Below are 23,947 nucleotides of genomic sequence, written 5' to 3'. Positions count from 1 at the left end.
GGATCGCCCCTTTGATTCGGAGCCGACGATGCTGCGCTGGATGGTGCCTGCCCTTGCGGCGATGCTGACGGTCTCAGCTGCGGTTGCGGCCGATTTGCCGGCCACGGCGCGGCGGCGGGCTGCCGCTCCGCCACAGGAGCCGCCGCAGGTCTATGTCGAGACCGATCCTGATGCGCTGATCTCGCCGGCCTACGGCATCGGCAGCTACATCCGCAATTTGCCGGGGACGCCACTGCTGCCGGGCTCGCATACGCTGCCGGGCTATTACGGCCGCCCCTGGGACTACGATTACCAGGGCGCGTATTACGGCGGGAAGCAAGTCGATTATTTCTGGCGCCTGCCCTATTCGTGCGGCATCTACGGCTATTGCTGAAGAGCAGATATCAGCCGGGCTGACCGACGGGAACCGCGCGCGGCTGCGCTTCGGTTGCGCCACGCGTCGCGAGCCGCTCGGTCTGCATCACCGCAAGCGTCAGCACCACGATAGCGACCGCCTGATGCGCGAGCGCGAGGTCAATCGGCACCTGGTTGAGCAGCGTGAGGATGCCGAGCACGCCTTGCAGGCTGACCGCGCCCAGCAGCAAAAGCGCGCCGCTCGCCGCGGACCCCGCGCGTGAACGCACCGCATCGAACGCGTGCCACGCCGCCAGCGCGAACAGCGCATAGGCCGTCATGCGGTGCTCGAACTGCACCGTCAGCACATTGTCGAACATGTTGCGCCACCACGGCGTCTCGAACCACAGCCGCTCCCCTGAGGGAATGAACGCGCCGTCGATCTGCGGCCAGGTGTTGTAGGCGCGGCCGGCGCGTAGGCCCGCAACCAGCGCACCGAAATAGATCTGGATGAAGGTCACGACCAGGAGCAAGGCGCTCGTGAAGCGCAGCCGCGAGGGTGCTGCGATCGGCGGCCGTTCGGCGAGCCGCCGCACCGTCCAAACGATGCCGGCGAAGATCACGAGCGCGAGCACGAGATGCGTCGCCAGCCGATATTGCGACACCTCGACGCGTTCAGACAGCCCCGAGGCCACCATCCACCACCCCACCGCGCCCTGGAGCCCGCCGAGCCCGAACAACAACCACAACCGCCGCTTCAACTCGCCGGACAGGCCGCCGCGCCAGAGGAAGAACAGGAACGGCAACAGATAGGCGACGCCGATGAAACGGCCGAGCAGCCGGTGGCTCCATTCCCACCAGAAGATCTCCTTGAACTCGGACAGGCTCATGCCGGCGTTGAGCTCGCGATATTGCGGGATCGTCTTGTAGGCCTCGAAGGCCGCCGTCCACTGCGCTTCCGAGAGTGGCGGAACGCTGCCGGTGACCGGCTTCCATTCGACGATCGAGAGTCCGGATTCCGTCAGCCGCGTCGCGCCCCCGACCAGCACCATCAGCGCGATCAGCGCAGCGACTGAGATCAGCCACCAGCGCACGGCGCGATGCGGCTCGGACGGGGCGGAAATCGTCGTCATTCGAGGCAAAACCAGAGCTTGAACGGGACTGCGTGCCCCTTATAGTCCCCCGCTTCCGCAGCGCAAGTTACGCGAAAGCCGCGATATTCCGTCATGACGATCCGCACCCGCAAGTTCCTCGGCACCATCCTGCTCCTGGTGCTCGCCACCGTCTGGGCCCTGCTCGGCATGGCGCTGGCGCAGATGCCGTGGATCGCCGAATCCGGCTGGCGGCAGGCAATCTATTATGTGGTGGTCGGCATGGGCTGGGTGCTGCCAGCGATGCCGATTGTGAGCTGGATGCAGCGACCGGACCGCGCGAAAACTAGCTCGTAGTTCCACCCGTCGGCTTCACCGGCGCAAAAGCAACCCCCGACACCAGCACCCGCATGATCCGCAACGAGCGTACCCGGCCATCCCAGGAAATGCGCGGCAGCGCGCGCAGATTGGTGCGTCCCTCCGCGTCCACGACGCCCGGGATCGTCGTCACCGCGCTGGCAAAGCCGGCCTCCTCCGCCATGATGACATGGCTGCGCCGGAACGAGGCGCGATCGCCGAACGGAAAGGCGAGATGCCGGATGTCGCGAGCGAAGGCCGCCTCCGCCACCGCCTTGCCCATCGTCATCTCGCGCAGCGCGGCCGCATCCTTCATGTTGGCGAGAACGGGATAGTTCACGGTCGCACTGCCGATCGTCACCAGCGGATCGGCCGCAAGCCGCGCCAGATCCTCCCAATTCATCGATGCCTCGCGCGAGAGCGCGGCAAGATCGACCCGGTAGCGCGTGCAGAGGTCTGCGATTGCAGCCGACACATCCGCCGGCGGCAGCGAGCGCAGCCAGGCCTCAACGAACGAAAACAGCGCCTGCTTCTCGGCGTTGCCAGTCACAGTAAAGCGCTGCTCCTTCTCGCCCATCATCAGGCTGACACGGCTCTCGCGCGCGATCACCTGTTCGAGTCCGAGCCACCAGGCCTCGCCGACGCCGTCGGGAAACGCCGTGGGCACATAGATCGTGAAAGGCACGGAGTGGCGCGCCAGCACCGGGTAGGCAAAGTCGATCAGGTCCTTGCCGGCACCGTCGAAGGTGAGCGCCACGAAGCGCCGCTGTTCCGACAGCGTCACCGCGCGCCGGCAGACCTCGTCCATGCCCAGAAAATCATACTTCCACCGCTTCAGCGCGCGAATGGCGCGATCGAGGAAATGCGGCGTGATCTCGTTCTCGCGTAGCGGCTGAAACCCGCCGCGCCGCCGCGGCCGCACATGCGCAAAGCGCAGGATGGCGCCGGCACCACGACTGCGCAGCGCAGCCTGCCCTGTGAGCCAGGTCAGCTCAAGGCGCAGCCGTTCCAGCCATCTGTCGTCGGATGCCAATATCCCACCTTGCGCCGGTCGGCGGCCGTTCCCCCCTCTTATAGTCATTACCCTTTGTTGACACTTCTTTGCAAAGGTCGGCCACAGGCCGAATTACGTATATTTTTGATTTCTCGACAGGTTCGCGAATGACCATGGCTGCGGCGATGCAAAGCCGGACGGCAGAATTGCCAGCGCGGTCGAAAGCGGGCCGTATCGCGCATGTCGATATCGTCACCGATCTCAGCGCGGCCGAGGCCGTCTGGCGCGCCTTCGAGCAGCCCGGTCACCTCTTCACGCCCTATCAGCGATTTGATCTGCTCAGTCCCTGGCAGCGTCTGGTCGGCGAGCACGAACGCGCCCGCCCTTTCGTCGTTGTTGCCCGCGACACCGAGCATCAGCCGCTGCTGCTGCTGCCGCTCTCGCTGCGCCAGAACCACGGTGTCCGCACGGCCTGCTTCATGGGCGGCAAGCATACGACCTTCAACATGGGCCTGTGGAACGCCGAATTTGCAGCGCAGATCGCCAGCGCCGATCTCGACGCGCTGTTTGCGCCGCTCGGCGAATATGCCGACGTGCTCGCACTGACGCAGCAGCCGCTGCACTGGAACGACCAGCAGAACCCGTTCGCGCATTTGCCGCGCCAGAGCGCGATCAACGGCTGCCCGCTGCTCACGATGGAACCGGGCGGTCCGCCGGCATCGCGGATCAGCAACTCCTTCCGCCGCCGCCTCAAGAGCAAGGAGAAGAAGCTTCAGGCCCTCGCCGGTTATCGCTATCATCTGGCGACCACCGATGCGGACATCGCCCGCCTGCTCGACTGGTTCTTCCGCGTCAAGCCGGCGCGGATGGCCGAACAGAAGCTGCCCAACGTCTTCGCCGAGCCCGGCGTCGAGCCATTCGTCCGCAGCGCCTGCCTTGCGCCACGCGGTGACGGCCGCGCCATCGACATCCATGCGCTCGAATGCGACGACGAGGTGATCGCGATCTTCGCCGGCGTCGCCGACGGCCAGCGCTTCTCGATGATGTTCAACACCTACACGATGTCCGAGCACGCCCGCTACAGCCCCGGGCTGATCCTGATGCGTTACATCATCGACCGCTGCGCCGAGCGCGGCTACCGCTCGCTCGACCTCGGCATCGGCTCGGACGAGTACAAGCGGATGTTCTGCAAGGACGACCAGGACATCTTCGACAGTTTTGTCCCGCTGACGTCACGCGGAAAGCTCGCGGCGATGGCGATGTCCTCGCTGAGTCACGGCAAGCGGCTGGTGAAACAGAACCAGATGTTGTTCGACCTGGCGCAGCGGCTGCGGCGAGCGTTCGGGTAGCTCTCGCCATTTGCACGACTGTCCTCTCTTCTCCCCTTGCGGGAGAAGGTGGCGCGAAGCGCCGGATGAGGGGTATCTATCCTCAAACTCAAAAGACGGCGGGACTCGTGGAGAGATACCCCTCACCCGTCTCGCCGCTATCGCGATAGCCGATGCGATGCATCGGCGTCCTTAAGAACGGCGGCCGAAGGCCGCCTCTGCCACCCTCTCCCGCAAGGGGAGAGGGAAAAACAATCACGCCGCCACGACCCGCGGCGCGTCCCTCGCATCCGACGGCTGCACCGGCCTGCTCAGCATCGTCACTTCGCTGAAGCCGACGGCGCTGAGCTGCTCGCACATCAGCGCGCGCGCATCCGGCGTCATCGACGCCTCGGGCACCACGACGGCGCGGGCATTCGCCGTCAGGAGCTCGGCCGGAAGGTCGGAGGCACTGCCGGCATCGAGCAGCACGTGGTCGTAGGCGCGCAGCAGCGCGTCGATCGCGAGCGTCACGCGCGGCGACTGCAACAGGCTGCGATCGAAGCCGGGGCGTCCGGCCATGACCAGATGCAGCCGCGAGAGCTTGTCCCGGGTGATGATCTGCGCGAATGATGCCTCGCCCTGCATCAGCTCGGCAAGGCCGGGTGCCGAGGCATCGACGGACACGGCGGCCATGGTCGGCGAGGACGCGGCGAGATCGACCACGACGACCCGCGCATCGCGCGCCAGGTGCCGGGCCAATGTCAGCGTCGACAGCGTGATGGCTTCGCCGCTCGCAGTGCCCAGCACCGTGACTTTCTTCGCCACGGCCCCGGCGGCGCGCAGGCTGTCGGCCAGCTGCTCGATCTCCGCGAATTCGGTCACATCGGCATCAGCCGTCATCTCCGGCTGAAGCGGTGCGGGTTCTGCCATGACCGGATCGACGAAGGGCTCGACGACCATCGGTTGGGCAACCGATTCATAGCGCGCCGGCGTCCGCGTTTGCGTGAACACCGCGACCGCACGAGGCGCGGTCTGGCGCAACAATTCTCCGGTGACGACGACGCCGGAGGAGAGCAGCAGTGTCGCGATGGTCGCGATCAGCACGATCGGCAGCTTCTTCGGATAGGCCGGCGTGTTCGAGACGACGGCGCGCGAGATGATGCGGCCATCCGTCGGCGCGGTGTCGATGGTCTCGCGGGTGTTGGCTTCACGGTACTTCGCGAGATAGGTTTCGAGCAGGTCGCGCTGTGCCTTGGCCTCACGCTCGAGGGCGCGGAGCTGTACGTCCTGGCCGTTGGTGGCCGTCGCCTGCTTCTTGAGCTGCTCGAGGCTCGCCGACAATTCCTGAACGCGGCCGCTGGCGGCACGCGCATCGTTTTCGAGCGTACGGGCGAGCTTGGCGGCCTCGTCGCGGATCTGGGTGTCGAGGTCGGCGAGCTGTGCCTTCAATTCCTTGATGCGCGGATGGTTGCCGAGCAACGTCGACGATTGCTCGGCCAACTGCGCCCGCAACGCCACGCGCTGCTGCGAAGGCGTACGCATCGATTCCGAGTTCAGCACTTCGGACGATTCGATCGGCTTGCCGCTCTGGATCATCTCGCGGATCAGGCGCGCCTTGGCCTCGGCATCGGCCTTGAGCGCGCGCGCATTGTTGAGCTGGGTGTTGACCTCGCCCATCTGCTGGTTCGACAGCGTCGTGTTGTTGGTGCCGACGAACAGGCTCGACTTGGAGCGGAAGTCCTCGGCCTTCGCTTCGGCCTCGGAGACATTCCGTCGCAGCTCGTCGATCCTGCCGGCATACCACTGACTGGCGTTTCGGGCCTGATCCTGGCGCGCATCCTGCTGGAGCACGAGATAGCCGTCGGCGATCGAATTGGCAACGCGCACGGCGAGATCGGGATCGGCAGACTGGAATTCGATCACGATGACGCGCGACTTGTCGACGGCGTAGGCCTGGAGGCGCTCGTAATAGGCGTCCAGCACGCGCTCTTCGGGCGTCATCGAGAACGGATCGCGGCCGATGCCGATCAGCGCCGCAAGCGACTTCAGCGGCGAAATGCCTTGCAGCACCGGATCGAACTCGGGCCGCTCCGCAAGCTTGTTCTTCTTGATGATCTCGCGCGCGAGATCGCGCGACAGCACTAGCTGCACCTGGCTGGTGACGGCTTCGGCGTCGAGCGCCTGCCGTTCCTCGGCGCGATCGCTGTTGGGGCGCAGAAACACGTTCTCGCGGCCGTCGATCAGGATGCGGGATTCGGATTTGTAGCGCGGCGTGACGAGATTGACGATCGCGATGGACGCGACAAGAGCCAGCACCGTCGGCACGATGATCCAGCCGCGCTTGCGCGCCAATGCCGCGCCGAGCGCGTGCAGGTCGATGTCGCCGGATTCGACTGGCGCGGGCCGTGCAGCGAGGGGCGCAGGCTTTGCTTCAATGCTGGGCTCGAGTTCGGCCCGCTTGGCTGCAGCTTTCGAGACAGCCCGCTCGACCAAGGCCTTGTCCTTGCCGGCACGCCAGAACGCTAAACGCATCGAACACTCCCGCAGGCGCAACGCCACGAACCTACCTCAACCGGAGCGATTACACTCCATTAAGGTTGCCGCTGGGTTAATCACGGCATGCGGCAGCTCGCGCGTGCACGTCCGTCACCGTTTGTTAACCACGAGGGCTCTTAATCCGTCTCGATATTTCGTCAGATTGTTCGAGCATTCGCCGTCGAGCGCTGGTTTTGATCATGCCCCCCTCTCCCGACCAGCCGCTTCGCATCCTGCACGCCGTGCGCGCTCCGGTCGGCGGCATCTTCCGCCACATCCTCGATGTCGCCAACGGTCAGGTCGATCGTGGCCATCAGGTCGGCATCCTCGCCGACAGTCTCACCGGCGGTGAGCGCGCCGACAAGGCCCTTGCCGAGCTCGCACCGCGGCTGAAGCTCGGCGTGCACCGGATGGCGATCCGCCGCGAACCCTCGCTCGACGATGTCCTGGTCTGGTTCCGCTTGCGGCGCCTGATCGCCACGCTCAAGCCCGACGTGATGCATGGCCACGGTGCCAAGGCCGGCGCTTTCATCCGCATGCGGCGGCGATCCGGCGACAGCATCCGCATCTACACCCCGCATGGCGGCTCGTTGCATTATCCCCTCAACACCTTCAAGGGCGAGTTTTACGCGCGGCTCGAGCGTACGCTGATGGATGCGACCGACCTGTTCCTGTTCGAAAGCGCGTTTGCCCGCGACACCTATCAGCGCATCGTCGGCACGCCGAAAGGCGTGGTGCATTGCGTCTTCAACGGCGTGACGCCGGAGGAGTTCGAACCTGTCGTCATGGCCGACGACGCCACCGACCTCGCTTATGTCGGTGAGTTCAGGCACATCAAGGGTGCCGATCTGCTGGTCGACGCCGTGGCGCGCCTGCACGAGGGCGGCAAGAAGGTCACGCTGACGCTCGGCGGCGATGGCGAGGAGACCGCGGCGCTGAAGGCGCAAGTCGAGAGGCTCGGCCTCTCCAGCGCTATCCGCTTCATCGGTCACGTCAAGGCACGCTACGGCTTCTCCAAGGGGCGGCTGCTGGTCGTTCCCTCGCGTGGCGATTCCATGCCTTATGTCGTGATCGAGGCCGGTGCTGCCGGCATTCCGATGATCGCGTCCAAGATCGGCGGCATTCCCGAGATTTTCGGCGCGGAGAACCCGGCGCTGTTTGCACCGAGCAACGCGGACGCCATGGCCGAGGCCATTGCCGCTGCGCTCGACAATCCGCAGGGAACAGCGCAGCGCGCCTCGTCCCTTCGCGAGCGCATCTCCGCGCATTTCTCCCAGCAGGCGATGGTCGACGGCGTGCTCGCGGGCTATCGCGACGCATTTATCAATCACTAACCATTCTTAAGACCCGCTTTAGAGAATCTTCCGATTTGTCCGGTAATCCAAGGTCCAGGGGATGCTCGCCCGGGGCGCAAGGACGCGCCCCGCGGGTCTTTGGAATGGACGTGGACGCCCGTGGAACCGCTCAACGCACGCTCGATGCTCGATGCCGCGACCAGCGCCGCGGCGAAGCCGGCTGACCGGCCCTTTGTGGAGCGCCGCCAGCGGCTCTCGCCCGCCGCGCTCGACGTCGTCAACCAGAAAGTCGCCCGCGCCTACTCGCCGATCGTGATCACCGGCTTCGTACGCCTCGCCGATTTCGCGCTGCTGAGCCTCGTCGGCATCGTCCTCTATCTCGGCTATGTCATGCCGCACGCCGGCTCCTTCAGCTGGATCTATCCCGCGCAGGTCATCGCCGTCGCAGTGTCCGCCGTGGTCTGCTTCCAGGCTGCCGACATCTATCAGGTGCAGCTGTTCCGCGGCCAGCTCCGGCAGATGACGCGGATGATCTCGTCCTGGTCGTTCGTCTTCCTGCTGTTCATCGGCATCTCCTTCTTCGCCAAGTTCGGCAGCGAAATTTCGCGGCTGTGGCTTGCCGCCTTCTACGTCCTCGGGCTCGCCGCGCTCCTCTGCGAGCGTCTGGTGCTGCGCTCGCTGGTGCGCGCCTGGGGGCGCGAGGGCCGGCTCGACCGCCGCACCATCATCGTCGGCTCCGACCGCAACGGCGAACAATTGGTCGAGGCGCTGAAGGAGCAGGAAGATTCCGACATCCACGTGCTCGGCGTGTTCGACGACCGCAACGACAGCCGCGCGCTCGACACCTGTGCCGGCGCGCGCAAGCTCGGCAAGGTCGACGACATCGTCGAATTCGCCCGCCGCACCCGCGTCGATCTCGTGCTGTTCGCTCTGCCGATCTCCGCCGAGACGCGCATCCTGGAGATGCTGAAGAAGCTCTGGGTGCTCCCGGTGGACATCCGCCTCTCCGCGCACACCAACAAGCTGCGCTTCCGCCCCCGCTCCTATTCCTATATCGGCGAGGTGCCGACGCTGGACGTGTTCGAGGCGCCGATCACCGACTGGGACCTGGTGATGAAATGGCTGTTCGACCGCGTGGTCGGCGCCCTCGCGCTGCTCGTGGCCTTGCCGGTGATGGGATTGGTGGCGCTGGCCGTGAAGCTCGACAGCCCCGGCCCCGTGCTGTTCCGCCAAAAGCGCTTCGGCTTCAACAACGAGCGGATCGACGTCTACAAGTTCCGCTCGATGTACCATCATCAGGCTGATCCGACGGCTTCGAAGGTCGTGACCAAGAACGACTCGCGCGTCACCCGCGTCGGCCGCTTCATCCGCAAGACCAGCCTCGACGAGTTGCCGCAGCTCTTCAACGTGGTCTTCTCCGGCGATCTCTCTTTGGTCGGCCCGCGTCCACATGCGGTGCAGGGCAAGCTGCAGAGCCGCCTGTTCGACGAAGCCGTCGACGGCTATTTCGCCCGCCACCGGGTCAAGCCCGGCATCACCGGCTGGGCCCAGATCAACGGCTGGCGCGGCGAGATCGACAATGAAGAGAAGATCCAGAAACGCGTCGAGTTCGACCTCTATTACATCGAGAACTGGTCGGTGCTGTTCGATCTCGTCATTCTGCTGAAGACGCCGATCTCGCTGCTGACCAAGAACGAGAACGCGTATTGAATGAGTTTCTCCGTCATGCCCCGCGAAGGCGGGGCATCCAGTACTCCGCAGCGCCAGCCGTTCTCTGCAAAGCGCGCCGCAGAATACTGGATCGCCCGGTCAAGCCGGGCGATGACACCTGCGTTTGTGGCGTATGAGTAACGTAAAACGTATGAGCGTGTGATGGCGTATGCGGCAACAGCCGGGGAGATGAATGCAGCGGTTCGCGCTGCGCCCGGCGTGCTGGCGCTCAAGCGCGCGCTGGTGTGGATGGTCGGCGCCTCCGGCGCGATCGTCTTCATCGAGCCGAGCCCCTACGAGATCGTGACGCTGCTGGCCACCGTCACCTTCTTCGCCACCGGCCTGCGTCTGCGGCTCGCTTTGATGCCGCTGGTGCTGATGCTGGTCCTGCTCAATATCGGCTACACGATCAGCGCGATCCCGCTGTTCGAGCAGTCCGAGGTGGTCAGCTGGATTGCGACTTCCTGGTACATGGCGGTGACGGTCGTGTTCTTCGCCATGGTCACGTCGGAGGACACCGCGGCCCGGCTCGACATGCTCCGCCGCGGGCTCGTGGTCGGCGCCATGGTCGCCTCGCTATTGGCGGTCGCCGGCTACTTCCACCTGGTTCCCGGCGGCGACGACCTCCTCACACTGTACGGACGCGCGCGCGGCACCTTCAAGGACCCGAACGTGCTCGGCGCCTTCCTGATCCTGCCGGCGCTGTTCTCGCTGCAGAGCGTCGTCTCCGATAAGTTCGGCAAGGCGTTCCGCAACGTCATCGCCTTCGGCATCATGTCGCTGGCGATCCTGCTCGCGTTCTCCCGCGCCGCCTGGGGCGGGCTGGTGCTGACATCCGCCTTCATGCTGGCGCTGATGGTGCTGACCAGCCGCACCAACGCGCAACGCTCGCGAATCATCGTCATGGCGATCCTGGCCGCGGTGCTGGGCCTCGCGCTGATCGCGGTGTTGATGTCGTTCGATTCCACCGCCGAGATGTTCAAGCAGCGCGCGAGCTTCGACCAAAGCTATGACGAAGGCAGGTTCGGCCGGTTCGGCCGGCACATCCTGGGAGCGGAGATGGCGCTCGACCTGCCGTTCGGCATCGGCCCTCTACAATTCCACCGCTTCTTCCCCGAGGACACCCACAACTCCTATCTCAACGCCTTCATGTCCGGCGGCTGGCTGTCAGGCATCTGCTATCCCGCGCTGGTCTTCACGACCGTCATCATGGGTGTCAGGCACATCTTCGTGCCCGTGCCCTGGCAGCGCGCTTATCTGGCGGTGTTCTCCGCCTTCGTCGGCACCGTCGGCGAAAGTTTTGTGATCGACACCGACCACTGGCGGCATTTCTGGATGATGCTGGGCGCGATGTGGGGCATGATCGCGGCCGCGCAGATCTACAAGGCTAGGACTGGCGACGAAGCTTCTTCAGCTTGAGATCGGGGCGTTTCTCCGGCGGCGTGTCAAGCAGGCCCTTCAGCGCCGCGGTCGCCGCCAGCACGCCCTTGTAGCCCTCATTGGCGAAGCGTAGCAGCAGACGCAATTCCTGGTCGGAATAGCTGCCGAAAACCTTTTCCATCGCCTGCTGCATCGGCACGTAGAACTGGCCAAGCCTTTCTATCGCCTCCGGCACGACGGCAATGAAGACCTTGCGACGATCGGCATCGTCGCGCTCACGACGCACCAGGCCTGCCTTTTCGAGCCGGTCGACCACACCGGTAATGGCCCCCGTCGTGAGCCCCGTGACTTCGGCGAGCCGGCCGGCGGTGACACGGCCTTCGAGATACAGGATGTCCATGCATTCGAGGTCGGAATTGGCAATTCCGGCAACGTTCGCAACGGTCTGGCCATAGAGCACGCCCTGCGCGGACGACCTGCGCATCGCCTCCTCGAGTTCCTGCAGCAGCGCAGCGCGCGCCTTCGTCCTTGACAAGACAGACCTCGTATCTTACTCGATATATATCTTAGTCACTAAGATATTTAGCGACCATAATTCTCCTAGCACCACGGAAACGTCGGGAGCAAGCCATGTCCTATCGTCCTCGCAAGGCCCTGATCATCGGCGCCGGCATTGCCGGCCCCGTCGCGGCGGTTCTGCTGCGCCGCGCCGGCATCGAGTCCGCGATCTACGAGGCCTGGCCCTATTCGAAAGGCATCGGCGGCGGCCTTCAGATCGCGCCGAACGGCATGCAGGTCATGGACGAGATCGGCCTTTCGAACGAGCTGATCAGCCGCGGCTCGATCGCGGAATCGTTCGACTTCTATTCGCAAGGCGGGATGAGGCTCGGCTCGATCAATCGCGACATGGCGCGGCGTTTCGGCCAGCCCGCGGTCAATGTCTGCCGCGCCACGCTGAACGAGATGCTGATCGACAAGGCCTGGTGCGCGTGCGTTTCACTCTATTTCGAGAAGCGCCTGATCAAGATCGAGGATCGCGGCGACCAGCCGATCATCGCCTACTTCGCCGACGGCACCACGGCCGAGGGCGACTTCCTGATCGGCGCCGACGGCGTGCACTCGGTAGCGCGCCGCCAGGTGGTGCCGGACGGGCCGCAACCGTTCGACACCGGACTGATCGGCTTCGGCGGTTTCGTGCCGCACGCCGTCCTCGACGGCCGGCCGATCGGCCGGCATGTCGAGACCACGTTCGGGCAGAGCGGCTTCTTCGGCTACGGCTATTGCAGTCCCGATCCGGACGACGGCGTGATGTGGTGGAGCACGCAGCCCGCGCACGGCATGGACGCGGCCATGTTCCGCGCGCTCGACCGTGCAACGCTGAAGCAGCACCTGCGCGGCTTCCACCGCGGCTGGCACGATCCGATCCCTGGCATCATCGAGGCAGCCGAGAACATCGTGGTCACCGACACGCTCGACGTCGCCACCCTGCCGACCTGGTCGCGCAAGCGCTCGCTGCTGATCGGCGATGCCGCCCATGCGACCAGCCCCCATGCCGGCCAGGGCGCCTCGCTCGCGCTGGAGGATGCGATGCGCCTCGCCCGGTTGATGCAGCAAGGCCAGGAGCTCGGCGCCACCTTCCAGGCCTTCGAGGCCGAACGGCGCCCGCGCACGGAAAAGATCGTCGCCATGGCCCGCCGCAACGGCAACAGCAAGCGCGAGTTCAGCGCCACCGGCGCGTGGATCCGCAATCGGATGATGAAGTGGCTGCTGCCCTTGGGCGCAAAGAGCATGGATTTCATGTACGCCTACGACGCGCGGGCGGTGTAAGCGCATCGGGTCGAAGCGGCCTCGGCACGGGCGGCGCTAGAAGGACGCAGAGCGTCACCACTTGGTCGATGTCGGCACGACGATTGATCAAGCCTCTGTAGCACTCTCTTGGTCTTCAAGCCTCTTGCGCAGCGCCTTCATGAGGCGACCGGCGGTCCTGAGGTCTTCCATAGGAAGACCTTGCACAAGGGAGTTGATCCTTGGGTCATACAGGCGGATGGCAGCGTCGTAAGTCTTCCGCCCCTTGTCCGTCAGCACCACGAGGTGGGCGCGACGGTGATGTGGATTGGGCTCAAACGTAACGAGCCGGTCCTGCGCCAGGTCATTGACGATGCGCTGAACGTTCTGGCGGTTCGCTCCGAGGTCGCGGGCGAGCCAGGCGACCGGTTGGGCGCGATCCGCGGCTACGATTGCCCCCAGAATTTGCCAGCGGGCGCTTGTCAGGCCGAGCGAAGCGACCAGCCGGTCGCCCCACGTCACGGTCAGGTTATTGACCCTGAACAGATCGAGAATGAGGTCAGTCAAGGCATCACCAGCCGGAGATCGCTTCGTAGCGCGCATATTGTCACCATGAATTTATTGACATCATAATGTCAATATGGTTCCTTGAAGCAAAAATATCGACACCATCGTGTCACATTGAACAAGCTAGCCGTTCTCGGTCAAGGAAACCTAATTATGATCAAGGTGATTCATCCCATCGCTGGCGCCATCGCGCTTCTGACCATTTCGACATTTTGGCTGTCGACTGCGCTCAGTGAGCTTTTCGCGTCCCAAGCCGTCATCACCGCCGTCAAGACGGCCATACCATGGGGCTTTCTTTTGTTGGTCCCGGCGCTGGCGGCGGCGGGCGGCACGGGCTTTACACTGGCACGGGGTCGGCGAGCCGGCATGGTCGGCGCGAAGATCAAGCGAATGCCGCTGATCGCCGGCAATGGCATCCTGGTGCTGGTCCCCGCCGCACTGTTCCTCGCACATAAGGCGAGTGCCGCCGAGCTTGATGCAGTGTTCTATGCGGTGCAGGCTGTCGAGCTTGCCGCAGGAGCTGTGAACATCACCTTGCTCGTGCTCAACACGCGAGACGGCTTGAGGATGAAAGGTCGGTTTCGCCGCGTGGGAGAGGCGAAGGTGACAGCTACTTCTCCACTGCGAACGTCAGCCCCGCGTTCTCGACCAGCCGCTTGATCAGTTTGTGCTGCATCGCTGCGCCCGGCGTCCAGAGACCAGCCGGTACGGCTGGCGTGTCGCGCAACAGGCAGATTGCGCATTCGGAGATGATCTTCGCCGTCGACGCATAACCCGGATCGAGATCGCCCTTGACCGCCGCGCGAACCTGGCGGCCATCGGGAGCAATTGCGACATAGAGCAGGTCGTAATGACCGTTGTCGCGCTCCTCCTTTGAGGGGCCCTCGCCGGGCTTGAGCGCTTCAGGACCGGTCTTTTCGCCGTTGGCGGCCATGACGCGCTTGGCGTTGGCCTGCCCTTCCTCCCCCGCCCCCGTCAGCACCATTTCGTCGTAGACGAAGTCCCCGCCATAGGGGAATCCCATCAGCATGTTCGAGCGATGGACATTGCGCGTATTGAGGATCGCCATCGCGAACGGTGCGGACCAGGATTGCAAGTCCTCCTCGAAGATGGGCCTGTTGCCGCGCGGCTGTTTCGGTCCCTCGAACCCCGGCGTGAAGGCAAATGGGTCTTTGAGGATCGACACCAGGCTGAGGTCCTGCGCCACCGCCTCAAAGGTGACCCTTGCACTTGCCGAAGTGCCGCCGGAGAATTTCCAGCTGAGGTCGCGGACGCGGCCCTTGACGCGCGGCGCCGGTGCGCCGAACACGCGCTTGGCCTGCTCTTGCACGAAGAATGCACCGAGTTCGAACGGCACCGAATCGAATCCGCAGGAGAACAGGATCCGGGCGCCGCTCGCTTTCGCCGCGGCTTCATGCTTGTCGATCATCTGCTTCAGCCAGATCGGCTCGCCGCAGAGATCCATGTAGTCGGTGCCCGACGCGACGCAGGCCGCAAGCAGATCGGAGCCATAGAGCTGGTATGGACCGACCGTGGTGATGACCAGCTTCGCCTGATCGACCATCGCCCGCAATGACGTAGAATCGGCTGCGTCCGCAACGATGAGCGGCGTGTCGGCAGGCGCGCCGATCGCATCGCGGACTAATGCGAGCTTGTCACTGCTGCGCCCCGCCATCGCCCATGTCGGCGCGCCGTCACCGACGTAATGCGCGGCCAGGTACTCGGCGACGAGCTGGCCGGTATATCCGGTTGCGCCGTAGACGACGATGTCGAATTTTGCGGACACGGATCGGCTTCCCGGGGATCGTGGGCTTTAAGCTTCCACGGCGAACGTCAGCCCGGCGTTCTCGACCAGCCGCTTGATCAGCTTGTGCTGCATCGCCGCGCCTGGCGTCCAGAAGCCGGCTGCGACGTCGGTCGTGTCACGCAGCATGCAGATGGCACATTCGGAGATCATCTTCGAGGTCGAGCCGTAGCCGGGATCGCGGTCGCCGGTGACACCGGCGCGAACCATGCGGCCATCAGGTGCGATCGCGATATAGAGCAGATCGAACAGACCGTTGTCGCGCTCTTCCTTCGACGGCCCCTCGCCCGGCTTCGGTGCGTCGGGGCCGGTCTTGCCCGCATTGGCAGCCATCACGAGCTTGGCGTTGGCCTCACCCTTCTCGCTGGGACCGGTCAGGACCATCTCGTCATAGACGAAGTCCTGGCCGTAGGGAAATCCCATCAGCATGTTGGAGCGATGAACGTTGCGCGTGTTGATCAGCGCCATCATGAACGGCGCCGCCCAGGATTGCAGATCCTCCTCGAAGGCGGCCCTGTTGCCTTTCGGCTGCTTCGGGCCGGTGAAGCCGGGCGTCAGCGCAAAATGATCGTTGAGAATGGCGACAAGGCTGAGATCCCTGGCCACGGCATCGAAGGTCGCCTTCGCGCTCGCGGCAGTGCCGCCCGAGAGCGTGCCGCGCATGTCGCGCACACGCCCTTTCACCCGCGGCGCCGCCGCGCCGAAGACACGTTTGGCCTCTTCCTGGACGAAGAACGTCCCGAGCTCGAACGGCACGGAATCGTAGCCGCACGAAAACACGATCCGCGCGCCGCTCTCTTTTGCAGCCGTCTCGTACTTGTCGATCATCTGGCGCATCCAGATCGGCTCGCCGCAGAGATCGAAATAATCCGTGCCGGTGGCGACGCAGGCGGCGAGCAGTTCCTCACCATAGAGCTGATACGGGCCGACAGTGGTGATCACCGACATCGTCCGTTCCGCCATCGCCTTCAGCGAGGCCGGGTCCGACGCATCCGCGACAATAAGCTCCGTATTCCCGGGTGCGCCGATCGCATCGCGCACCGATTTCAGCTTGCCGAGGCTGCGGCCCGCCATCGCCCATTTGAGCGAATGGTCGCTCTTGTAATGCTGGGTCAGGTATTCGGCGACGAGCTGGCCGGTAAAACCGGTCGCGCCATAGACGACGATGTCGAATTTCGCAGAGCTCATGGTCGGCCTTTACTTTACTTCTTCGCGTAGCTCACGCCCATGCCGGCACGGACATCGCTTTGAATACCATAGGGCGGGATCGGATAACGCAGGCCGTTCTTCGCCAGCGCCTTCATGCCCACAACCGCCTTGGCGAGATGTTCCGGCTTCAGGGCCATCAGCATCTCCTCGTCCGGCACGCCGCCATAGCGCCGTTCGGCATAGCATGGCAAGGACAGGCTGGGCTCACCGCTCTTGAGCGCCCTGCCCCAGGAATCGGCGCAAGCGGTCTCGCCGACCACGCCCCATTCGAACTTCTTGTAGCCGGTATATTGCAGCCCGTTGATCAGGATGATCATCTGCCCCGGCGTCGCATAGACGAGACAGATATCGGGCGGGTGGAGCCGGCCGCTCGCCAGCGGGCTGACTGCGAGCGCCTGATATTGCCCGAACGGAACCACGTCCAGCGCCTCCTGGCGCTTGCGTGCGTCCTCCGCGGTGCCGTGCCAGACCCCGACATAGTTTTCGCCGGCGAGCCATTTCTCGTCCTGCGGTGCAAGGCCGATCACCGCGCGGCATTGCGCGCCGACGAGATCGTCGGCCGTGATGCCGACGGTCCAGCCCAGACGCGCCGCCATGCTGACGATCTGGTCGGTGGTGTGGACCGCGTTCGGCCGCCGGATTTTCGGGATTGCCTCCATGTCCGCGGTCCGCGCGAACAGCTTCATGCCGATCACCGTTGTCTTCAGCCGCAGCAAGCTGTTGAGATCGGCGACGAGGCCGGCAAGATCGATGCTGTCTGCACTCTGCTGTTGCATGGCGTCCTCCCGGCCGGGCGTTCGCGCACCGGCGCTGTTATTTCTTCTTGAACGGTTCTAGTCCTTCGCTGGTCCCGGGAGCAACTCGCCAGTGCGGCCCATCAGGCGGTAGGCGAGGAGCCCGATCCATTCGCGCACCGCGACCTCGGTTCGGCCGAGCCCGTCCGTGCCGACATTGGTGAAAGAGAAGAGATCGTCGCGCCCGCCCATTCGCCAGTCCACGGGATAGGCTTCGACGTCAAATCCCGCCTTGCGAAAGATCCCCATCGAACGCGGCATGTGAAAGGCCGAGGTGACCAGGAGCCAGCGCTCGCCCGGCTTGGGCGCCACCAATTGTTTGGTGAAGATGGCATTCTCGTAGGTGTTGCGAGAGTCCCGCTCGAGGATCAGGCGCTGCTTCGCGATGCCCAAATTCTCCAGGATCGGCGCGGAGTAGTCGGCCTCCCGGGCGTCTGTCGAAACCAGGTTCGCGGTGCCCCCGGTGAAAACAACGCGCGTGTTCGGATAGCGGCGCGCGAGCTCGGCCGGCGCAAACAGGCGATCGGCCGCGTGCGCGACGACCGGCGTGCGGTGTGCCGCCGACAGATCGGTGTCGACCGAGCCGCCGAGCACGATGATGCCGTCGGGCGCGCCGCGCGACGGATCCCACGGCGGAAAACGCGACTCCAGCGGATAGAGCAAAAGGTTGCCGAGCGGCGAGAATGCGGCGAGCGCCAGCATGATCAGCGTGGCCGCGGCGAGCTTGCGGCCGAAGGCGGCAAAGCGCGTCGCCATCAGGACGACCGAGACGATCCCGAGCTCGATCATCAAGTTGATCGGCAGCACCGCTGTGCCGAGGGTCTTGGACAGGACAAAAAGCAGGGGAGCCTCGCTGGAATGATCGTGCCTGGTGCGCGCGGGCTTGACCCGCCCGTCGATCTTCAGAAAGCTTCTTGGAAGAGGATCGATTGCCTGGTCAAGCCCGGGCCTGTGAAATGGACGGATACCACATGACCCATCACCACCTGCATTCCAGCCCCGAGACCTGTCATTGGGGCTTCTTCGAAGCCGCGCTCAAGCCCGTCCTCACCATCGCGAGCGGCGACGAGGTCACGATCGACACCATCAGCGGCGGTCCGGACATGCTGCCCGACCCCAGCAAGTTTCACATTCCGCCCGAGATGCACGAGGTTCACGCCAAGAACGAGCGCATGCTGCCCGGCCATATCCTCACCGGCCCGATCGCGGTCGAGGGGGCCGAGCCCGGCGACGTGCTCGCGGTCGAGATCCTCGACGTCCAGCTCCGGCAGGATTGGGGCTGGAACATGATCAAGCCGCTGTCCGGCACCCTGCCCGACGATTTTCACGAGACGCGCATCCTGAACATCCCGCTCGACCGGTCACGGATGGTCGCCCGCATGCCGTGGGGGCTCGACCTGCCGCTCAAGCCGTTCTTCGGCGTGATGGGCGTTTCGCCGCCTCCGGCCTGGGGCCGTATCTCCTCGCTGGTCCCGCGCGCCATGGGCGGCAATCTCGACAACAAGGAGCTTGGCGCCGGCGCGACGCTGTACCTGCCGGTGTTCGTCCCGGGCGCGCTGTTCTCCTGCGGCGACGGCCATGGCGTGCAGGGCGACGGCGAGGTCTGCGTCACCGCGATCGAGACCGCACTCCAGGGCCGCTTTCGCCTGACGTTGCGCAAGGATCTCAGGCTCGACTATCCCCGCGGCGAGACGGCGACGCATTACATGACCATGGCGATGGACCCCGACCTCGACCAATGCGTGGTGCGGGCGCTGCGCGACATGATCGTGCTGCTCGGCGAGAGGCGCAATTTGTCGCGCGAGGACGCCTATATGCTTTGCAGCCTGGCGGCCGATCTGCGGGTGACCCAGACCGTCAACGGCTCCAAGGGCATCCATTGCATGATCGACAAGGCGATCGTGCACGGCTGAGCCGACCGCCCTCTCCTGACCTCTCGAGGCCATGCCGCCGCCTGCCTTCTCGCGCGGCGTGTCCTGCCATGCCTGATTTCCCTCGCGATTCCAACGAGCTGACTAAGAGTCGCAGCCTGCATTTGACTTCCGCTGCCAAACCTAAATAGAGTCTTAATCGTAACTTTTATGTACCCGCGTATGAGGCTAGCGTTTAGGCATGGCCACCGAAAAAGCCGAGACTGACCGCATTCCCGTAACCTTGGCGCTCTCGACCATCACCTATCTGGAGAAGCTGGTGAGACAGGGCACCCACGGCACCAGCGTTCCCGGCGTCGCACGTACCTTGATCGAGGAAGGCATCCGTCTCGCCATCAAGGACGGGCTTTTGTCGATTCGCGACAATGGCAGGACGTGAGCGCGCGCCGAACGTGAGGCGGACGGATCTCGAGAGGCGGATGGCCGACATCTGCAACCTGGGACCGCACCAATGCCTGTTCTCTCACCCACCTGGACCGACGAACGACTTGAACTTTTGAAGCAGCATTTCGAGGCTGGCCTCTCCTGCCGCGAGATCGCCGCCGACATCGGCGTCAGCCGCAATGCCGTGATCGGCAAGCTGTCTCGCCTCAATCTGACGCGCGGCCGGACCATCGACGACCGCAAGGTTCAGGACAGGGGCCTGGCGCCTTCGCGCACGCCGCGGACCGTGCCGCGGCTGCAATACGAGATGCTCGCCACGATCTATGGCGAGACCGGTGCGCCGATGGTCGCCGGTCCGATCGATGATGCCAATCGCTGCTCGCTGCTGGAGCTTGCCGAGAACCGCTGCCGCTGGCCGATCTCGACGCCTGGCGCCGACGATTTCTGCTTCTGCGGCAATTCCGCGCCCGATGGCCAGTCCTATTGCGTCGGCCACAGCCGCCTCGCCTACCGGCCAAATTCCCGCGCGCGCGTCATGCGCGCTTAGAACCATATCCTGGAGCCGTGTCCTCAAACGAAAAACCTCCGGCAGGGCATTGCCGGAGGTTTCTGGAGGTTTAGCATCAAGTCAGAGCCGCGACTTTCGTCATCGGCTGAAAACTATATAGCTTAGTAACTCAGGTAAGTAAATAAATTTGGGCCGACCGAATCGCATGGCTCGTCTTCGTCGCCCGCACGGGCCGCCGGATTTTCCGAACGCCCGCTCATAAAAAAACATCTCGTAAAAAAGCCCCGGCGGTTGTCCCGCCGGGGCTGCGTCATATCCGAAAACCCAAGTCCGAAGACCCAGTTAAGAAGACCAAGGCTTACCAGTTGCGCTGGGCGCGAACGAGCAGGCTGTAGGTGTCTTGGTCCTTCAGCTCATAGGCCGCCGCAGGCTTGGCAACGCTGGTGAGCGCAGGCGTCGTGATCACGCCCGAGTACTTCTGGTCAAGGTGGCTGTAGGTGAAGTCAGCCGAGAAGGTCAGGTTCTTGACCGGGGTCCAGCGGGTGATGACACCGATCTGGCCGATGTTGAAGTCCGGGTTGCAGGTGCCGGTCAGGGTCGCGAACGCGGCGCTGCCGCAGATCATGCCCTTGGCCGTGCCGCTGTAGTTGACGGCAGCCCACGCACCATAGAGCGCCGAGTTCCAGTACGGGCTCCAGTTGTGGGTGTAGGCACCACGGAAGCCGTAGGTCTTGGTCAGCTCGAGGCCGCTGCCGGGTGCGAACACCGCGTCAGACACGCCGGCAAAGCCGATGCTCTGATACGCGCCACCCGAACCGCCGAACATCGAGTAGTTGGTCGCTGCCAGCTCCTGGAAGTTGTAGCGGCTCGCGCCGTCGGTGTAGACGCCCGAGATGTTGATCAAGTCACCGGCGCCGGTCGGGATGTTCTTGATCGACAGAGCCAGCTGGACGGCCCAGCCCCACTTGTCTTCAGGATGACCGGTGGCTTCGCTCGCGCCGTAATAGGCGACATGGTTGTCGTGCGCGGCGACCGAGGCCTGGAACAGGCCCCAGGCCTGGTCGACACGGAGCGTGCCGACGAGATCGGGGGCGCGGGTGCCGCCGAGATCGTTGGAGCCGTAGGCACCGCCGAGGACGCCGGTGGTGGACATGCCGGCCGTATTCCAGAGGGCGGTCTGGAACACCTGCGTCTGGTCCTGGGCCGAGACGATCGCCGTCACGCCCTGGCCGAGATCGGCGGTGTAGGTGAACTGGGCAACACCGTTGGTGCTGCCGCTGCCGCCGACGAGCTGGTCGAAGTTGTTGCCGGGATAGTTGATCCAGGGCGCGTCGAACTGCGACACCGCCTTACCCATGGTGAAGCCGGCGAACTGGATGAAGGCGTAGTAGACGCCGAGCGCGCCGCCCGAGATCCCCCCGTCGGTGCCGTTGATGGCGCCGCCGCTGGACCCGATCAGACCCGTGCCTGCGGCGTTGACGCCGAGCGTGCTGCTGTACTGGGTGGCACCCGTTCCCGAACCGGCGCCGACATAGTTGCCGGTCGTCCAGGTGAAGACCGCATCGAAATAGGTGCGGACAACGCCGTACTCGGTCGCGGTGCGCGTGTCGATGTTGAGATCTTCACGAGCGCGCATCGAGTAGTAGTTGGTCAGGCGGTTGTTGGCCGCGAAGACGTTGTTGTACTGGGCGCTGTAATTGCCGCCGGCATTGAGCGCCACTTCGGCACGCAGATAGCCGCCCAGCTTGATGCAGGTGTCGCTGCCCGGGATGTAGTAGAAACCCGCGCCGTAGAGCGAGCAGACCTTCACGTACTCGACCGCCTTGGCCTTGACCGGAAGATCAGCCGCCTGAGCTCCACCGACGGCGATCAGACCCGCCGCAGTGCCGAGCAAAAGGCTCTTCGCCAATTTCATATTAAAACCTCCAAGTTGCTCATGTTACGAAGACCGGACCGTGAGGCCCCCCAGATCCCCGTCTTTCAAATCCGCTCGGCCGCTTTGCGCTTTCGGACACACCCTCTTTCCACGCGAGGGACGTGAGCAAACCACCTGCAACGGGACGATCGAGTACCCCCACCGTCACGACGCAATATGCCTGCGCCGTTCACTAATCAAAATACCTTATTTGATCAGGTTTGTGGTTTCCCCAAACCTGTGCCCAGTGCGCAACACCACGGCGACGCGATTCCATGAGCTGATCATCTTTGTAGTTTTAGTGACGAAATTACCCTGCTCTGCACTTGCGTCAGAGCAGGCTTGCGTGGACTATGGCTTGCACGACACCGGCCGCATACAAATCAGATCACGGGAGTGACGCTGTGTCAGCGACGAGGAAAGAAGGGGCGCGCCTCCGCTCCATCGGCAATCTGGATATCATCAGGCGCTTCACCTGGGAGATATCGTCGATCAACATGTATCTGGAGGAGCTGCGTCAGTTCTGGGCGAGAACGCTCGGCATCAGCGGTCCGCAATGGTTGATCCTGATGGCGATCTCCGACCTCGACAAGGACGACGGCATTCCGGTCAACGTCGTCTCGAAACTCCTCCACGTCGATCCGTCGTTCGTCACCACCCAGTCCAAGCTGCTCGAGAAGAAGGCCCTGTTGCGCCGTCGTCCCTCGCCGACCGACGCAAGGGTGGTCCGGCTGTCCCTGACCGAGAAGACGCAGAAGCACCTGGCGAGCCTCAACGATCAGTACAAGACGATCAAGGAATTCGTCTTCCAGGAGTTCGACGAGAAAGAGCTGACGGAATTCACGACCAAGCTCGCGATGCTCAAGACCCGCCTCGAAAAGGCCTGCGTCCGCCTGACCCTCGACTTCTGAGGCGACGTCCTTAGATGCGCCCCGCGGCGCCGAGCCGGGATTCGAGCCAGTCGAAGATGTATTCGTTGGCAAGGCTCGGATTGTCCGCATGGGCCTGCGCCGCGCCGGTTTCGGCCGCGGTGAACACCTTCAACACGACATCCGAACTGCCGAGCCGGGACGTCTGGACAATCTGACGTGCCCGATCGGCCTTGAGCCAGCCGTCCTCGCCGAGCGTGATCAGCACCGGACAGTCGGCGCTGGAGGCCATCAGCGGCGCATGCGGCACCGGAACGATGCTGACATCGCTCATCGCGAATCGGCTGGCAAAGAAGGCCCGCTCGTGCAGGTCCCACAGGCCGCCATCGCAGACGGCGGCGGCAAGCCGCGGCTCCTGCAACACCGCGCGCGCCACGAAGGAAGAGCCCCAGCCATCGGCGACGATCGCGACACGTGCGAAATCGACCTCGCTGCACGTCTCCAGATAGTCCATCACGCACGGAATCGCACTCTCGAGATCCCGGCGCCGCAACAGCGCGTCGAGATGATCGTCGCGCTGCTCGCCGAACAGGTCCAGCGCCAGCAGCGAGAAGCCGCGCTCGCGCGCATGCGGCGCGAGCTTGAACAGAAATTCCTCCTTGCGGTGGCCGGGTTCGCCGATGCAGATCACGGTCGGAGCCCGCACACTTCCCGACGGCGCGTGCGCGGGCAGGAAATAGCCCTGCAACGAATGGCCGTCGAGCCAGGGTATCGTCAGGACCTCTCCGGCCGGATCGCGCGCGGCGAGGAAGCGGCGGGCGCAATCCTGCATCGCGAGCACCGCGACCCAGCGGCGCTCGTCCGCCGGATCGAGCGGCATCGCGGCCGCGCTGTAGTAATTCATGGCGCGGAGCCAGTTGCGCTGCGCGGTCGCCCTGTGACCTTCCGCGAACGCGGCCTCGGCACGAAGCCGATTGGCCTGCGCCAGATTCTTCCACTCGCGATGCCAGGACTGGTCGTTGCCCCGCTTCAGCTGCCGCGCGATCATCAGGCATTCGGCGATCGTGGCGCCGCCCTCCTGGGCCGCGGTGAGGAGCCGCGTGAACTCAGCGGAGATGTCCTCTCGCTCCGGGCAAAGGGTCCAGTCGTCGGAGAGGCATGCGGGTATCATCGGGA

Annotated in this window: 23 protein-coding genes; 12 read left to right on the top strand and 11 right to left on the bottom strand. The window is 64.4% G+C overall.

What is annotated here, in order from left to right; genetic code table 11:
* Window positions 1-28 precede the first annotated feature (28 nt).
* Complete coding sequence (locus AC0L3J_RS24805) at window positions 29-373, top strand: hypothetical protein (protein WP_473348622.1); 345 nt, start codon at window positions 29-31, stop codon at window positions 371-373.
* Between the two features lie 10 nt (window positions 374-383).
* Here AC0L3J_RS24805 and AC0L3J_RS24800 read toward each other — a convergent pair whose 3' ends face one another.
* Complete coding sequence (locus AC0L3J_RS24800; protein WP_473348621.1) at window positions 384-1,466, bottom strand: COX15/CtaA family protein; 1,083 nt, start codon at window positions 1,464-1,466, stop codon at window positions 384-386.
* Between the two features lie 93 nt (window positions 1,467-1,559).
* Between AC0L3J_RS24800 and AC0L3J_RS24795 the strand changes: the two genes are divergently transcribed.
* Window positions 1,560-1,781, top strand: coding sequence for a DUF2842 domain-containing protein (locus AC0L3J_RS24795; protein ID WP_007611039.1), 222 nt, complete (start codon window positions 1,560-1,562; stop codon window positions 1,779-1,781).
* Here AC0L3J_RS24795 and AC0L3J_RS24790 read toward each other — a convergent pair.
* On the bottom strand, window positions 1,771-2,814 hold the full coding sequence (locus AC0L3J_RS24790) for a polysaccharide deacetylase family protein (protein ID WP_473348620.1): 1,044 nt from the start codon (window positions 2,812-2,814) through the stop codon (window positions 1,771-1,773). The genes AC0L3J_RS24795 and AC0L3J_RS24790 overlap by 11 nt on opposite strands.
* Before the next feature lie 128 nt (window positions 2,815-2,942).
* Here AC0L3J_RS24790 and AC0L3J_RS24785 point away from each other — a divergent pair, with 128 nt between their 5' ends.
* Window positions 2,943-4,124 (top strand): GNAT family N-acetyltransferase, encoded by a 1,182-nt coding sequence (locus tag AC0L3J_RS24785; RefSeq protein WP_473348619.1) that lies wholly within the window; start codon window positions 2,943-2,945, stop codon window positions 4,122-4,124.
* 234 nt (window positions 4,125-4,358) lie between these two features.
* Here the strand turns inward: AC0L3J_RS24785 and AC0L3J_RS24780 are convergent, their stop codons facing one another.
* Window positions 4,359-6,617, bottom strand: coding sequence for a GumC family protein (locus AC0L3J_RS24780; RefSeq protein ID WP_473348618.1), 2,259 nt, complete (start codon window positions 6,615-6,617; stop codon window positions 4,359-4,361).
* Window positions 6,618-6,820: 203 nt separating this feature from the next.
* Here AC0L3J_RS24780 and AC0L3J_RS24775 point away from each other — a divergent pair, with 203 nt between their 5' ends.
* From AC0L3J_RS24775 to AC0L3J_RS24765, 3 genes are all read left to right on the top strand, one after another.
* A complete protein-coding gene (locus AC0L3J_RS24775; protein WP_473348617.1) occupies window positions 6,821-7,954 on the top strand; it encodes a glycosyltransferase family 4 protein in 1,134 nt (377 codons plus the stop codon).
* A 120-nt stretch (window positions 7,955-8,074) separates the two neighbouring features.
* Window positions 8,075-9,625 (top strand): undecaprenyl-phosphate glucose phosphotransferase, encoded by a 1,551-nt coding sequence (locus AC0L3J_RS24770; RefSeq protein ID WP_473348616.1) that lies wholly within the window; start codon window positions 8,075-8,077, stop codon window positions 9,623-9,625.
* A 162-nt stretch (window positions 9,626-9,787) separates the two neighbouring features.
* Entirely contained in the window at window positions 9,788-11,044 is a 1,257-nt protein-coding gene (locus AC0L3J_RS24765; RefSeq protein WP_473348615.1) for an O-antigen ligase family protein, read from the top strand.
* Here the strand turns inward: AC0L3J_RS24765 and AC0L3J_RS24760 are convergent.
* Window positions 11,013-11,489: a MarR family transcriptional regulator gene (locus AC0L3J_RS24760; RefSeq protein WP_473289546.1), complete on the bottom strand. Its 477-nt coding sequence runs from the start codon at window positions 11,487-11,489 to the stop codon at window positions 11,013-11,015. The two genes, AC0L3J_RS24765 and AC0L3J_RS24760, sit on opposite strands and share 32 nt — an antisense overlap.
* A 146-nt stretch (window positions 11,490-11,635) precedes the next feature.
* Here AC0L3J_RS24760 and AC0L3J_RS24755 point away from each other — a divergent pair, with 146 nt between their 5' ends.
* Entirely contained in the window at window positions 11,636-12,832 is a 1,197-nt protein-coding gene (locus tag AC0L3J_RS24755; protein ID WP_473348614.1) for an FAD-dependent monooxygenase, read from the top strand.
* Window positions 12,833-12,919: 87 nt separating this feature from the next.
* Here AC0L3J_RS24755 and AC0L3J_RS24750 read toward each other — a convergent pair whose 3' ends face one another.
* The gene (locus tag AC0L3J_RS24750; protein ID WP_473348613.1) at window positions 12,920-13,393 is read right to left on the bottom strand and encodes a MarR family winged helix-turn-helix transcriptional regulator; all 474 of its coding nucleotides are present in this window, start codon (window positions 13,391-13,393) and stop codon (window positions 12,920-12,922) included.
* A gap of 117 nt (window positions 13,394-13,510) precedes the next feature.
* On the opposite strand from AC0L3J_RS24750, the gene AC0L3J_RS24745 reads away from it, so the two are divergent.
* On the top strand, window positions 13,511-14,017 hold the full coding sequence (locus tag AC0L3J_RS24745; RefSeq protein WP_473348612.1) for a hypothetical protein: 507 nt from the start codon (window positions 13,511-13,513) through the stop codon (window positions 14,015-14,017).
* On the opposite strand, the gene AC0L3J_RS24740 is transcribed toward AC0L3J_RS24745, so the two are convergent.
* From AC0L3J_RS24740 to AC0L3J_RS24725, 4 genes are read right to left on the bottom strand one after another with little or no spacing between them, the layout of a single operon-like run.
* Window positions 13,968-15,143, bottom strand: a complete 1,176-nt coding sequence (locus AC0L3J_RS24740) for a saccharopine dehydrogenase family protein (RefSeq protein ID WP_473348611.1) — start codon at window positions 15,141-15,143, stop codon at window positions 13,968-13,970. The genes AC0L3J_RS24745 and AC0L3J_RS24740 overlap by 50 nt on opposite strands.
* Window positions 15,144-15,170: 27 nt before the next feature.
* The gene (locus AC0L3J_RS24735) at window positions 15,171-16,349 is read right to left on the bottom strand and encodes a saccharopine dehydrogenase family protein (RefSeq protein WP_473348610.1); all 1,179 of its coding nucleotides are present in this window, start codon (window positions 16,347-16,349) and stop codon (window positions 15,171-15,173) included.
* A gap of 14 nt (window positions 16,350-16,363) precedes the next feature.
* Window positions 16,364-17,146 carry a DUF169 domain-containing protein gene (locus AC0L3J_RS24730; protein WP_473348609.1) on the bottom strand — a complete coding sequence of 261 codons (783 nt, stop codon included), beginning with the start codon at window positions 17,144-17,146 and terminating at the stop codon, window positions 16,364-16,366.
* A gap of 57 nt (window positions 17,147-17,203) precedes the next feature.
* Entirely contained in the window at window positions 17,204-17,953 is a 750-nt protein-coding gene (locus tag AC0L3J_RS24725; protein WP_473348608.1) for a YdcF family protein, read from the bottom strand.
* A 182-nt stretch (window positions 17,954-18,135) separates the two neighbouring features.
* Between AC0L3J_RS24725 and AC0L3J_RS24720 the strand changes: the two genes are divergently transcribed.
* The 3 genes from AC0L3J_RS24720 to AC0L3J_RS24710 all read left to right on the top strand — a co-directional run bounded on the left by AC0L3J_RS24720 (window position 18,136) and on the right by AC0L3J_RS24710 (window position 20,026).
* The gene (locus tag AC0L3J_RS24720; protein WP_473348607.1) at window positions 18,136-19,077 is read left to right on the top strand and encodes an acetamidase/formamidase family protein; all 942 of its coding nucleotides are present in this window, start codon (window positions 18,136-18,138) and stop codon (window positions 19,075-19,077) included.
* A 199-nt stretch (window positions 19,078-19,276) separates the two neighbouring features.
* Window positions 19,277-19,474 carry a hypothetical protein gene (locus AC0L3J_RS24715; RefSeq protein WP_007603456.1) on the top strand — a complete coding sequence of 66 codons (198 nt, stop codon included), beginning with the start codon at window positions 19,277-19,279 and terminating at the stop codon, window positions 19,472-19,474.
* Between the two features lie 72 nt (window positions 19,475-19,546).
* A complete protein-coding gene (locus AC0L3J_RS24710; protein WP_473348606.1) occupies window positions 19,547-20,026 on the top strand; it encodes a GcrA family cell cycle regulator in 480 nt (159 codons plus the stop codon).
* A gap of 319 nt (window positions 20,027-20,345) precedes the next feature.
* On the opposite strand, the gene AC0L3J_RS24705 is transcribed toward AC0L3J_RS24710, so the two are convergent.
* Window positions 20,346-21,902, bottom strand: a complete 1,557-nt coding sequence (locus AC0L3J_RS24705; RefSeq protein ID WP_473348605.1) for a porin — start codon at window positions 21,900-21,902, stop codon at window positions 20,346-20,348.
* Between the two features lie 404 nt (window positions 21,903-22,306).
* On the opposite strand from AC0L3J_RS24705, the gene AC0L3J_RS24700 reads away from it, so the two are divergent.
* Entirely contained in the window at window positions 22,307-22,813 is a 507-nt protein-coding gene (locus AC0L3J_RS24700; RefSeq protein WP_456764051.1) for a MarR family winged helix-turn-helix transcriptional regulator, read from the top strand.
* A 10-nt stretch (window positions 22,814-22,823) separates the two neighbouring features.
* Here AC0L3J_RS24700 and AC0L3J_RS24695 read toward each other — a convergent pair whose 3' ends face one another.
* Window positions 22,824-23,942, bottom strand: coding sequence for an alpha/beta hydrolase family protein (locus AC0L3J_RS24695; RefSeq protein ID WP_473348604.1), 1,119 nt, complete (start codon window positions 23,940-23,942; stop codon window positions 22,824-22,826).
* Between the last annotated feature and the right edge of the window lie 5 nt (window positions 23,943-23,947).

The sequence above is a fragment of the Bradyrhizobium sp. Kon37 genome (assembly GCF_055807535.1).
The sequence above is the reverse complement of the archived record's forward strand: the minus strand, read 5'-3'. Positions and strand labels throughout refer to the sequence as shown.

Coding starts and splice junctions, on each gene's coding strand:
- AC0L3J_RS24805 (WP_473348622.1), top strand. CDS start 29: ATGCTGCGCTGGATGGTGCCTGCCCTTGCGGCGATGCTGACGGTCTCA.
- AC0L3J_RS24800 (WP_473348621.1), bottom strand. CDS start 1,466: ATGACGACGATTTCCGCCCCGTCCGAGCCGCATCGCGCCGTGCGCTGG.
- AC0L3J_RS24795 (WP_007611039.1), top strand. CDS start 1,560: ATGACGATCCGCACCCGCAAGTTCCTCGGCACCATCCTGCTCCTGGTG.
- AC0L3J_RS24785 (WP_473348619.1), top strand. CDS start 2,943: ATGACCATGGCTGCGGCGATGCAAAGCCGGACGGCAGAATTGCCAGCG.
- AC0L3J_RS24780 (WP_473348618.1), bottom strand. CDS start 6,617: ATGCGTTTAGCGTTCTGGCGTGCCGGCAAGGACAAGGCCTTGGTCGAG.
- AC0L3J_RS24775 (WP_473348617.1), top strand. CDS start 6,821: ATGCCCCCCTCTCCCGACCAGCCGCTTCGCATCCTGCACGCCGTGCGC.
- AC0L3J_RS24765 (WP_473348615.1), top strand. CDS start 9,788: ATGGCGTATGCGGCAACAGCCGGGGAGATGAATGCAGCGGTTCGCGCT.
- AC0L3J_RS24760 (WP_473289546.1), bottom strand. CDS start 11,489: ATGCGCAGGTCGTCCGCGCAGGGCGTGCTCTATGGCCAGACCGTTGCG.
- AC0L3J_RS24755 (WP_473348614.1), top strand. CDS start 11,636: ATGTCCTATCGTCCTCGCAAGGCCCTGATCATCGGCGCCGGCATTGCC.
- AC0L3J_RS24750 (WP_473348613.1), bottom strand. CDS start 13,393: ATGCGCGCTACGAAGCGATCTCCGGCTGGTGATGCCTTGACTGACCTC.
- AC0L3J_RS24745 (WP_473348612.1), top strand. CDS start 13,511: ATGATCAAGGTGATTCATCCCATCGCTGGCGCCATCGCGCTTCTGACC.
- AC0L3J_RS24735 (WP_473348610.1), bottom strand. CDS start 16,349: ATGAGCTCTGCGAAATTCGACATCGTCGTCTATGGCGCGACCGGTTTT.
- AC0L3J_RS24730 (WP_473348609.1), bottom strand. CDS start 17,146: ATGCAACAGCAGAGTGCAGACAGCATCGATCTTGCCGGCCTCGTCGCC.
- AC0L3J_RS24725 (WP_473348608.1), bottom strand. CDS start 17,953: ATGATCGAGCTCGGGATCGTCTCGGTCGTCCTGATGGCGACGCGCTTT.
- AC0L3J_RS24720 (WP_473348607.1), top strand. CDS start 18,136: ATGACCCATCACCACCTGCATTCCAGCCCCGAGACCTGTCATTGGGGC.
- AC0L3J_RS24715 (WP_007603456.1), top strand. CDS start 19,277: ATGGCCACCGAAAAAGCCGAGACTGACCGCATTCCCGTAACCTTGGCG.
- AC0L3J_RS24710 (WP_473348606.1), top strand. CDS start 19,547: ATGCCTGTTCTCTCACCCACCTGGACCGACGAACGACTTGAACTTTTG.
- AC0L3J_RS24705 (WP_473348605.1), bottom strand. CDS start 21,902: ATGAAATTGGCGAAGAGCCTTTTGCTCGGCACTGCGGCGGGTCTGATC.
- AC0L3J_RS24695 (WP_473348604.1), bottom strand. CDS start 23,942: ATGATACCCGCATGCCTCTCCGACGACTGGACCCTTTGCCCGGAGCGA.